6 protein-coding genes and 1 pseudogene are annotated in these 6,525 nt (G+C 66.2%); all 7 read right to left on the bottom strand.

Features of this window, described 5'->3' with window-relative positions; genetic code table 11:
* The coding region (locus ACR2JA_RS19495; RefSeq protein WP_434010720.1) for an ATP-binding cassette domain-containing protein at positions 1-143 on the bottom strand (143 nt) is incomplete at its 3' end.
* Between the two features lie 19 nt (positions 144-162).
* Positions 163-1,077 (bottom strand): annotated as a pseudogene (gene cysW / locus ACR2JA_RS19490) (sulfate ABC transporter permease subunit CysW).
* Positions 1,074-1,952 carry a sulfate ABC transporter permease subunit CysT gene (gene cysT, locus ACR2JA_RS19485; RefSeq protein ID WP_434010718.1) on the bottom strand — a complete coding sequence of 293 codons (879 nt, stop codon included), beginning with the start codon at positions 1,950-1,952 and terminating at the stop codon, positions 1,074-1,076. The pseudogene cysW and the gene cysT overlap by 4 nt, the downstream one beginning before the upstream one ends.
* Positions 1,953-2,117: 165 nt before the next feature.
* Positions 2,118-3,113, bottom strand: coding sequence for a sulfate ABC transporter substrate-binding protein (locus ACR2JA_RS19480; RefSeq protein WP_434010717.1), 996 nt, complete (start codon positions 3,111-3,113; stop codon positions 2,118-2,120).
* A 101-nt stretch (positions 3,114-3,214) separates the two neighbouring features.
* Positions 3,215-3,772, bottom strand: a complete 558-nt coding sequence (locus tag ACR2JA_RS19475; RefSeq protein WP_434010719.1) for an RBBP9/YdeN family alpha/beta hydrolase — start codon at positions 3,770-3,772, stop codon at positions 3,215-3,217.
* A gap of 169 nt (positions 3,773-3,941) precedes the next feature.
* The gene (locus tag ACR2JA_RS19470) at positions 3,942-5,276 is read right to left on the bottom strand and encodes a sulfatase family protein (protein ID WP_434010716.1); all 1,335 of its coding nucleotides are present in this window, start codon (positions 5,274-5,276) and stop codon (positions 3,942-3,944) included.
* A complete protein-coding gene (locus ACR2JA_RS19465) occupies positions 5,273-6,373 on the bottom strand; it encodes an ABC transporter substrate-binding protein (RefSeq protein ID WP_434010715.1) in 1,101 nt (366 codons plus the stop codon). The genes ACR2JA_RS19470 and ACR2JA_RS19465 overlap by 4 nt, the downstream gene beginning before the upstream one ends.
* Positions 6,374-6,525: the final 152 nt, after the last annotated feature.

Here is a 6,525-nt window from a genome sequence, read left to right as displayed (position 1 = left end):
ATGATGCGCAGCAGCGTGGTCTTGCCGCAGCCCGACGGGCCCAGCAGCGCCAGCAATTCGCCGGAGCCAATGTCGAGATTGACGTTCTTCAGCGCGTGGAAGCTGCCGAAGTGCTTGTTGACGTCGCGGATCTGGATGCTCATGTGGTCGTCCTCGTTCGGGTCAGGCGGTGGTCACGGCGGCTGGCGCAGGCCGTGCGTTCGGGTTCTCGGGCGGCAGTTCGGCAATGGCCTTCATCTCACGTTCGTGGCGCCACTCCACCACGCTCTTGATCACCAGCGGGACCAGGGCCAGCAGGGCCAGCAGCGAGGCGACGGCGAACGCGGCCACCGACTGGTATTCGTTGTAGAGCACCTCGATGTGCAGCGGCATGGTGTTGGTCTGGCCGCGGATGTGACCCGAGACCACCGACACCGCACCGAACTCGCCCATGGCGCGTGCGTTGCACAGGATCACGCCGTAGATCAGGCCCCACTTGATGTTGGGGAGCGTGACATACCAGAAGGTCTGCCAGCCGGTGGCGCCCAGCACGATGGCGGCCTGCTCCTCGTCGTTGCCCTGGGCCTGCCTCAGCGGGATCAGTTCTCGCGCGATGAAGGGGAAGGTGACGAAGACGGTGGCCAGGATGATGCCGGGCACGGCGAACACGATCTTGATGTCGTGCTCCATCAGCCACGGACCGAGCCAGCCCTGGGCACCAAACACCAGCACGTAGATCAGGCCGGCCACCACGGGCGAGACCGAGAACGGCAGGTCGATCAGCGTGGTCAGGAAGGACTTGCCCTTGAACTCGTACTTGGCGATTCACCAGGCCGCCGCGATGCCGAACACCAGGTTCAGCGGCACGGCCACGGCGGCGGTCAGCAGCGTCAGGCGGATGGCCGCCCAGGCGTCGGGTTCCTTGAGTGCTTCCCAGTAGGCGTCCCAGCCCTTGCGCAGGGCCTCGGTGAACACCGCTGCCAGCGGCAGCACCAGGAAGAGGAACATGAAGACCAGCGCGATGCCGGTGAGCGTCCAGCGGATCCAGGGCGCTTCGGTGGTGCCGCGCTGGGCGCTTCTAACGTTGTTCTGGCTCATTGGGAGTTCCCTGCTGAACGCTTGCGCTGCCAGCCTTGCAAGCCGTTGATGATGAGCAACAGGATGAAGGAGATGACCAGCATGACGGTCGCCACCGCGGTGGCACCGGCGTAGTCGTACTGCTCCAGCTTGCCGATGATGATCAGCGGCGTGATCTCGGAGACCATGGGCATGTTGCCGGCGATGAAGATGACCGAGCCGTACTCACCCACGGCGCGCGCGAAGGCCATGGCAAAGCCGGTCAGCAGCGCGGGCGCGATGCTGGGGAAGATCACGCGGCTGAAGGTCTGCCAGCGCGTGGCGCCCAGACAGGTCGCGGCCTCTTCCAGCTCTTTCTCGGCGTCTTCCAGAACCGGCTGCACCGTGCGCACCACAAACGGGAGTCCGATGAAGATCAGCGCGATCACCACGCCGTTGGGGTTGAAGGCGAGCTGGATGCCGTGCGGCTCCAGGAGCGTAGCGTTCCAGCCGTTGCCGGGCAGCAGCGCGGTGAGCGAAATGCCCGCCACGGCGGTGGGCAGTGCGAACGGCAGGTCCACCAGCGCGTCGACGATCTTCTTGCCCGGGAACGGATAGCGCACCAGCACCCAGGCCACCAGCAGGCCGAACACCACGTTCACGCAGGCTGCGATGAACGAGGCACCGAAGGTCAGGCGGTACGAGGCCAGCACGCGCGGCGAGGTGACGGCCTCCCAGAACTGCGGCCAGGTCAGGGTGAAGGTCTTGAACACCAGCGCCGAGAGCGGGATCAGCACGATCAGGCTCAGGTACAGCACCGTGTACCCCAGCGTGAGGTTGAAGCCCGGCAGCACGCGCGCGCTGCGGCGAGGACCGGAAGAAGGAGCCGTCGCAGGGGACAGCGTGGCAGTGGTCATGACAAGAAAGGTGATTTGCAGCAGATGGCTGCGAGGAACGGAGTGTCTTGATCCAGGGGTGCGGTGGAACCGGCTCCGCCGGGCCACTCGCACCGTCCCCCTGCCCAGCGCCGCGCAGCGGCGCGCCAGAGCGGGGGGAAGCCGCGTCAGCGGCGCAGGGGGGTGTTACTTGTTGACATACAGCTTGTCGAACTGGCCGCCGTCGTTGAAGTGCACCTTCTGCGCTTCACCCAGCGAACCGAAGTACTGCTCGACGGTGAACAGCTTGATCGGCTTGAAGGCGCTGGCGTACTTCTTCAGGATGGCTTCGTTGCGCGGGCGGATGTTGTGCTGGGCGGCGATCTCCTGGCCTTCGGGGCTGTACAGGAAGTCCAGGTAGGCCTTGGCGTCGGCGGCCGTGCCCTTCTTGGCCACGGTGCGCTCGACCACGGCGACAGGGTTCTCGGCCACGATGGACGCGCTGGGGTGGATCGCGTCGACCCGGCCCTTGCCGAACTCGTTGTCCACCGACACGACCTCGGACTCAAACGTCACCAGCACGTCGCCAATGTTGCGTTGCAGGAAGATGCCGGTCGCGTCACGACCGCCACGGGCCAGCACCGGCGTGTTCTTGTAGAGCTTGCTCACGAACTCGGCGGCCTGCGCGTCGGTGCCGCCCTTGGCGCGCACCTGGCCCCAGGCGGCCAGGTAGGCCATGCGGCCGTTGCCGCCGGTCTTGGGGTTGACCACCACCACCTGCACGCCGGGCTTGATCAGGTCGTCCCAGTCCTTGATGCCCTTGGGGTTGCCCTGGCGCACCAGGAACAGCATGGTGGACGTGGTGGGCGCGGCGTTGTTCGGGAATTTCTGGCGCCAGTCCTTGGCGACCACGCCACGCTCGGCCAGGAAGTCCACGTCGGTGGTGGTGTTCATGGTCACCACGTCGGCTTCCAGACCATCGGCCACGGCGCGCGCCTGGGCGCTCGACCCGGCGTGCGACTGGTCAACCTTGATGTCCTTGCCGTTGGACTTCTTGTACTGGGCCACGAAAGCCGTGTTCAGGTCCTTGTAGAACTCGCGCGCGACGTCGTAGGAGACGTTGAGCAGCGTGGACTGGGCCGAAGCGGCGGAAGCGGCGGCGAAAGCGATGGCGCCGAGGGCTAGCTTGAGGGAGTTTTTCATGGAAAAGCGATCTCGATAGGTGCAATGCATCGCATGGTAGGGAGACCTTCTTCCATCACAAACGACTTTGTTTTTCTTTCTTTATTCGAATTTCGAATAAATCAAGCCACCATCACCTCCAGGGTCTGGGCCGCCGCGGTCGCCCCCAGCGACGAAAGCAACGCCCGCCCGAGCGGCCATTCGCCATGCCCCGAGGCTTCGTTGATGTGTCCCGCGTCGTTGAGGCGGACAAACTCGCTGCCCCAGGCACGGGCATAAGCGCCGGCCAGCCGCACCGGGCAGTACGGGTCGTTGCTGCTGGCCACCACGATGCTGCGGTAGGGCAACCGCTGGTGCGGCACGGGGGCGAAATCGGCCAGCACCCCCCTGCGTTCCGGATCGGCGGGCGCCACCAGCAGGGCACCGGTCACCCTCGCCGCGGCTTCGGCCGGAAGGTGCGCGGTAGCGATGCAACCCAGGCTGTGGGCCACCACGTACACCCGTCCGCCGCGCGACGAGAAGATGGCTTCGGTCAGTCGCTCCACCCAGGCCTGCTTGTTGGGAAACATCCAGTCGTCCTGCTGGACCCGCACCGCGTTGGGAAGGTCCTCTTCCCACAAAGTCTGCCAATGGGAGGGACCAGAATTGCGCCAGCCGGGAACGATGATGACGGAGTGCATGTTGAAGATCCTGTGTATGACGGTATGGGCGCGATTCTGGGCAGCGGGGACCGGATCACCAACGAATAAAGATCTATTTGCTTGGTTGAATTTCATCTAAGCGACGCAGCCGTCGGCCCGTGCGCACACGGCACCGGCCGTGCGCGACAGACACGCACGGCGGCCGCCTTCACAGGCTCCGCGTGGCGCGCTCCGGTGCGTAGCGATCGGCCTGGATGTCGGGCGTCACACCGTGCGTCAGCACCTCGTCGGTGATCGGCAGGAACTGCGCGTTCCAGTCGTCCCAGGCCTGGCGCAGGCGGGCGAACACGGCTGGGTGCTTGTCCTTGAGGTTGGCGCGCTCCAGCGTGTCGTCTTCGACGTCGAACAGGAATTCGTTGTCGTTGATGCGCAGGTACTTGAAGCGGCCTTCGCGCGCGGCGCGCTGGCGCTGCGCCTTGTAGCGCCAGAACAGGCGGCGTTCGTGAACCGCCACCTTCCCCTGCAGGACCGGCAGGATGTTCTCGCCGTCGCTGGGGTAGTCGGGGTGCGGTGCCGTGCCGGCGGCCGACAGCAGTGTGGGCAGCCAGTCCATGGTGATGGTGACCTGCTCGCTGACCTGCGGCTGCAGGCGTACGGGCCAGGACAGCAGCGTCGGCACGCGGATGCCGCCTTCCAGCAGCTCGGTCTTCTGGCCGGTGAAGGGCCAGGTCTTGGAAAAACGCTCGCCGCCGTTGTCGCTGGTAAAGATCACGATGGTGTTGTCGAAGACGCCCCTGGCCTTGAGCGCCTGCACCACCTGCCCTACCGCGGCGTCGAGCGAGCGCACCATCTTCGCGTAGGTGTGCAGGTTGCCGCCGTCGTAGTGAAAGATGTCGGTGAGGTCGCGCGAGACGTGTTCGTCTTCCGGACCGACCCACGGCCAGTGTGGCGCGGTGAAATGCAACGACAGCAAGAAGGGCTTGTCTTCGGCCTGCTGGCCGATCCACGACGAGGCCTCGTCGGCCAGCAACTGCGTGTAGTAGCCCACGCGCTCGACCGGCACCTCGCCCTCGTAGAGGTCACGCGGCACGGCCGCACCGACGCCAGGCTTGTGGGTGAAGTAGTCGATGGCGCCGCCGTAGTTGCCAAAAAAGCGGTCGTAGCCACTCTTGAGCGGGCCGAAATTCGGCAGGTTGCCCAGGTGCCATTTGCCGATCAGCGCCGTCTCATAGCCCGCATCGCGCAGCAGCGAGGGCAGCGTGGGGTGGTCGGTCGGCAGGCCGTGCAGGTGGGCGGTGCGCACCAGCGGCTCTTCCAGGCCGCCGCGCAGGCGGTACTGGTAGCGACCGGTGATCAGCCCGAAGCGCGTGGCCGAGCACACCGCCGAGTTGGCGTAGGCCTGCGTGAAGCGCACACCGCCGGCGGCCAGCGCGTCCAGATGCGGTGTCTGGTACTGGGTCTGCCCGTAGACGCTCAGGTCCGCCCAGCCGAGGTCGTCGGCCAGGATGAAGACGATGTGGGGCCGTTTCGCTGCGCCGCTCATGCCGTCCCCTTGGTCCTGCCGTCCGCGCCGGTCTCGCGCCAGGCCTTCTCCAGCTTCAGGTCTTTCACCGCCTGCTGCACGAACTGCGGCTGGAACCAGGACTTCACGTCGAAGCCCTCGCCACGGATCAGGCCCAGACGCAGTCCGTCATTGAGCACCGTCTGGTAATTGGCGATGAAACCTTCGTCCAGCAGCGGCGAATAGCGCACGCTGAGGTTATCGCCTGCCAGCTCCTCGCGGAACGACAGTTCGGGGTTGCCGCTGTTGCTGGCATACAGCTTGATGAGCGCGTCGCGGTTGCCCTCCTGCGACGCCCAGGCCGCCGCGCGCACCAGCTGCGTGACCACGCGCTGCGCCAGCGGGGTATTGCCCGCCAGGAAGTCCTCCGTGGCCAGCAGGCCGGAGTTGATGGTGTAGGCCGGCCCCTTGCCGCGCGTCAGCGGCAGGATGTTCACGCCCTTCTCGCGCAGGATGAACAGGTCCGGCCCGCCGAAGGTGGCGTCGATCTGCCCCGCCACCACGGCGGCCTTGGAGCTGGGCCAGTCCATGTTGATGAGCTTAACGTCCTTCTCGGTCAGCCCGGCAGCGGCCAGCAGGTTATCGAACGGGCGCTGGTAGGCCGTGCCCTTGAGCACGCTGACCTTCTTGCCCTGCAGGTCGGCAACGGTCCTGATGGTCGAGCCCGGCGCGGTGGCCAGGTAGCTGTCGGTGCCGCGGCCGGTGGCGGCGATGAAGCGCGTGGGCAGGCCGCGGGCCCTGTGGATCACCGAGGCCAAGTCACCGAGCGAGACGATGTCGAGTTGCTTGGCCGCCAGCGCCTCGGCCACGGCCGGGCCGGCGCCGCGGAAGAAGTTCCACTGCAACTCAATGCCGTCTTTGGCGAACTCTTCTTCCAGCCACTTGTTGGCCTGGACGATGGCCAGCGTACCGCCGCCCGGCGATGGCTTGCCCGCGGTGCCCAGGTCGGGCGAACCGATGCGCACCACCTTGGCGGGGGCGGACTGGGCGCGGGCCAGCCAGGGCGCAGCCAGCCCGGCCACGGCGAGACCGCTCACAAAGTGCCGGCGTTGAAGGGAGGGGGATGGGGTCTTGTTCATGGATGTCTCAAAAAAAACAGGAAAGCTTCAGACGGCGAACTGCCAGGCGCGCACCTCGGATGCCGGACGCTCGGTCTTCAACGGCGGTTCGGCCAGGTCGGCCGCGCTGTGTTCGCCGAACTCGCGCAGCACGCTGTCCTTGACGGTGGTGA

The organism is Hydrogenophaga sp. (genome assembly GCF_051007235.1).
In the GTDB taxonomy this organism is placed as follows: Bacteria; Pseudomonadota; Gammaproteobacteria; order Burkholderiales; family Burkholderiaceae_C; genus Hydrogenophaga.
The sequence above is the reverse complement of the archived record's forward strand: the minus strand, read 5'-3'. Positions and strand labels throughout refer to the sequence as shown.